This window comes from Holdemania sp. (assembly GCF_986127675.1).
This window is the reverse complement of record NZ_CFQZWI010000158.1, coordinates 1-4435: the sequence shown is the minus strand read 5'-3', so window position 1 is coordinate 4435 and position 4435 is coordinate 1. Positions and strand designations below refer to the sequence as shown.

Below are 4435 nucleotides of genomic sequence, written 5' to 3'. Positions count from 1 at the left end.
CTCTTCCGATCTGCAACGTCTGCATAACAGCGTACTCATGGTAAATGAACTCCTCATTGGAGTAAATCTTACAGTATTCGTTTTCCACGAAGTCAGCATACAGTTTGATAATGATGAGCAATCTTCGAGAGAGATTTCGTTTTTCTTGTCACCCAGAGCCTTACGCAATTTCTTGAAGGAGCTGGATGCATCAATCAACTGGATTTTCCCCTTGTGTTCAGGGCGCTTATTCTTGGAAAAAAACCATATATGTTGCACTAGGAGTGTTATAGAACAAATTCATCGGTAATGCTACAATAGCTTCCAACAAATCATTTTCTATAATCCACTTTCTAATTTGACTTTCGCCAAAAGCGATGCTGTCAATAAATAACGAACTTCCGTTAGAAATAATAGCAGCTCTGCCAACATTATTCTCCATCTTGTCAACGGCAGACTGCAGGAACAGCATCTGCATATCGCCGGAACCAGGCAGATCTGCACCCCAACGACCGTTAAAGCCCTTGGCATATTCAGACTGAACAGCCTGTTCCACACCCTTTGCTGCATCCTTGCCGCCCCAAGGAGTGCCAAAAGACGAGTTCTCAATTACAAAGCGCATCCTGGTGCCCTTAAAACGGTCTGCCTTCGGTGTCCTGGTAGCAGATGTTTTCTGCGTTCTGACCCTTAATCATCATCTCAGGCAAGGCAGATTGAGTAAGACTCAGGGTTGATTCCCTGTTCAAACAAACGCGCATCGGCGGTGGGGTTATAACGCTTGATGAAATTTAGATTGTCGCTTCATTCAACCCCACTGTACTTACATAGTATCCTTCTGCCCAAAAGTGTCTATTCCCAAACTTGCATTTCAAATTTACATGCTGATCAAACATCATCAGCGCTGATTTCCCTTTCAAATATCCCATGAATGAGGATACACTGTATTTTCGCGGAATAGCTAACAGCAAATGCACATGATCCGGCATCATATGCCCCTCTATGATCTCTATCCCTTTGTATTTGCACAGTGCTTTGATGATATTGATCAAATCTTTTCGATTTTGATTATAGATCACTTTTCTTCTATACTTAGAAATGAACACAATGTGATATTTGCACATTCATGCTGTGTGGGCTAATGAATTGTATTTCAAGCCATTTGAATCACCTTTCCTTTCTTAATAGTAGCTTGAACAACTCTATTTTATTCGGAAAGGTGATTCCACTGTATAACTTTTTTTGCCCACCCGCATAGCGGGTGGTTTTTTGTTTCGCTGGCTTCGCCTGCTCAACCGACTTAAGTCTTCCCGGAATCCACCTTCTGTGGATTTCTCCGTATCATAAAAACTGCCGACTTCCTCTTTTTTGAGTTTGTCTACAGTCTGACCCAGTCATACTGAGCTTTTTCAGAGCGCTGATATTATTCCCACTCAATCGTCGCACATGGCTTCGGCGACAAATCATAACAGACTCGGTTCACGTTCTTAACTTCCTTTAGAATTCGATCCGTGACCTTTGTCAGCACCGGCCAGTCGATCTGTTCAATCGAAGCGGTCATCGCGTCGATCGTGTTGACGGCGCGGATGATCACCGGATACTCAAAGCAGCGCGCATTGTTCTTGACGCCCACCGATTTGAAATCCGGAACAATCGTGAAATACTGCCAAACTTTCTTATCCAGTCCCGCCTTCGCAAACTCCTCGCGCAGGATCGCATCCGATTCCCGCACCGCTTCCAGCCGTTCTCTTGTGATTGCGCCCAGGCAGCGGACGCCCAGTCCCGGCCCCGGGAATGGCTGACGGAAGACCATGTCATGCGGTAAGCCCAGTTCCAGACCGCATGCCCGGACTTCATCCTTGAACAGATAATACAACGGTTCAACTAACTCGAAATTCATGTCTTCCGGCAGGCCGCCGACATTGTGATGCGACTTGACGACCTTCGCGGTCTTCGTGCCCGATTCCACGATATCCGGATAGATCGTGCCCTGCGCCAAAAAGTCAATCCCTTCCAGCTTGCGCGCTTCTTCCTCGAACACACGGATGAACTCAGCGCCAATAATTTTACGTTTCTGTTCCGGATCCGCTACCCCTTCCAGTTTCGTTAAGAACCGCTCGCTCGCATCCACATAAATCAAGTTCGCATCCATCTGATTGCGGAACACTTCAATTACACTTTCCGATTCACCCTTGCGCATCAGGCCATGATTGACATGCACGCACACCAGCTGCTTGCCGATCGCTTTGATCAACAAGGCTGCGACGACCGAAGAATCAACGCCCCCGGACAACGCAAGCAGCACCTTTTTATCCCCGACCTGACGCCGGATCAATTCGATCTGGTCGGCAACGAAGTTTTTCATATTCCAATTCGCTTCCGCATGGCAAGTGTCAAACAAGAAGGAATTCACGACCGCTCGCATCGCGTCTTCCTCTGCCGGCCACTGATCAAGGCAATGCTTGCCCTTGGCCGCCGCATAATTCACTGCCAGCACCGGGACGCCTGCATCATAGATAAAATCACGAACTTCAATCGCCTTGCCGTCGACGATGTTCAGCGGGCCGCCGTTAAGGATGATCCCCTTGACATTATCCAGCTTCGCCAGTTCTTCTTCCGTGATATCATGCGGTTTAATCTCGCTGTAGACGCCCAGATCACGGATCATCCGCGCCAGTACGGTATTTTCATCACTGCCTAAATCTAAAATTAAAATCATATCCTGTTTCATCGCTGTTCCTCCTTCAACTTCCTTTTTATTCCAGTCCTAATGTAACAAAATTCGGGTTTCTTTGCAATCGCCGATTGCCTTTCTTACCAACTTTTGAATTTTGCCAACTTATCTTGATCCCCTTCCCCCTTTAGAAAAAGACCGGAAGTTTCCGATCTTTCACTCAGGGTAAGGGAAAAGCTTATTTCATCGAGCTCTTGTCTTTGACGATGACGTCGTGCGCGCCGCCTTCGACAATCGAGGTTGCGGAAACCAGGGTCAGCCGGGCGTTCTGCTGCAGCTCAGGAATCGAGAGCGCACCGCAGTTGCACATGGTCGATTTCACCTTATACAACGTCAGCGTGACGTTTTCCTTTAACGTTCCGGCATACGGAACATAGGAATCGACACCTTCCTCAAAGCTCAGCTTCTGAGCGCCGCCCAAATCGTAGCGCTGCCAGTTGCGGGCACGGTTGCTGCCTTCGCCCCAATACTCTTTGACATAGGTGCCATTGACCATCAGCTTCGTCGTCGGCGATTCTTCAAAACGGCTGAAATACCGTCCCAGCATGACGAAATCCGCGCCCATCGCTAACGCTAAGGTAATATGATAATCGTAAACGATGCCGCCGTCCGAGCAGATCGGAATGTAAATTCCGGTCTCTTCAAAATATTCGTCACGGGCTTTCGCAACTTCGATGACCGCTGTCGCCTGACCGCGGCCGATGCCTTTGGTTTCACGAGTGATGCAGATAGAACCGCCGCCGATGCCGACTTTAATGAAATCCGCGCCGCTCTCCGCTAAGAACCGGAATCCCTCGCGGTCGACGACGTTGCCTGCGCCAACCTTAACGGAGTCGCCGTATTTCGCACGAATCCAGGAAATCGTGCGCTTCTGCCATTCGCTGAAGCCTTCCGAGGAATCGATGCACAGCACGTCGACGCCCGCTTCCACTAACGCCGGAACACGTTCCGCATAGTCGCGCGTGTTGATGCCCGCGCCGACGATATACCGTTTGTGGCAATCCAGGAGCTCATCCGGATTTTCTTTATGTGTGGCATAATCCTTACGGAAAACAAGATACAACAGGTGCTGATTCTCGTCGATGATCGGCAGCTGGTTCAGCTTGTGTTCCCAGATCAGATCGTTGCAGTCCGACAAGGTGTCGCTCTCATGACCGACAATCAATTTATCATACGGCGTCATGAAGTCCGCAACCTTGGTTTCCGGCGCCATCCGGGAAACCCGGTAATCGCGGCTGGTAACCATGCCGACTAAGCGTCCGTTGGCAGTTCCGTCCTCAGTGACCGGCATCGTGGAATGTCCTGTTTCCTCGACCAGTTCAAGAACCTGCGCCAGCGTCATATCCGGCGTAATGTTGGAATCGCTGACGACAAAGCCGGCCTTGTGATTTTTCACGCGGGCAACCATCGCCGCCTGACTTTCAATCGACTGTGATCCAAAGATGAACGAAACGCCGCCTTCCTTTGCCAGCGCCACCGCCATCCGGTCATCAGACACCGCCTGCATGATCGCGCTGACCATCGGGATGTTCATTTCGATCGCCGGTTTTTCACCTTTCTTGAACTTGACTAACGGCGTCTTCAGGCTGACAGACGTCGGGATGCACTCGCTGGAAGAATAGCCCGGAACCAACAGGTATTCGCTGAAGGTATGAGACGGTTGATCATAGTAATATGCCATAGTATTCGCTCCTTTTCCCTTTTTGTATTATCCATGATTATAAT

At 49.2% G+C, this 4435-nt stretch carries 2 protein-coding genes and 2 pseudogenes; all 4 read right to left on the bottom strand.

Annotated features, from left to right (window positions below; genetic code table 11):
• Positions 1-226 precede the first annotated feature (226 nt).
• Positions 227-619: pseudogene (locus AC5OW4_RS14655) on the bottom strand (HsdM family class I SAM-dependent methyltransferase); the annotation flags it as partial.
• Positions 620-770: 151 nt separating this feature from the next.
• Positions 771-1100 (bottom strand): annotated as a pseudogene (tnpA, locus tag AC5OW4_RS14650) (IS200/IS605 family transposase); the annotation flags it as partial.
• 299 nt (positions 1101-1399) lie between these two features.
• A complete protein-coding gene (gene guaA / locus AC5OW4_RS14645) occupies positions 1400-2707 on the bottom strand; it encodes a glutamine-hydrolyzing GMP synthase (RefSeq protein WP_195547966.1) in 1308 nt (435 codons plus the stop codon).
• A gap of 181 nt (positions 2708-2888) precedes the next feature.
• Positions 2889-4391: an IMP dehydrogenase gene (locus AC5OW4_RS14640; protein WP_006060786.1), complete on the bottom strand. Its 1503-nt coding sequence runs from the start codon at positions 4389-4391 to the stop codon at positions 2889-2891.
• Between the last annotated feature and the right edge of the window lie 44 nt (positions 4392-4435).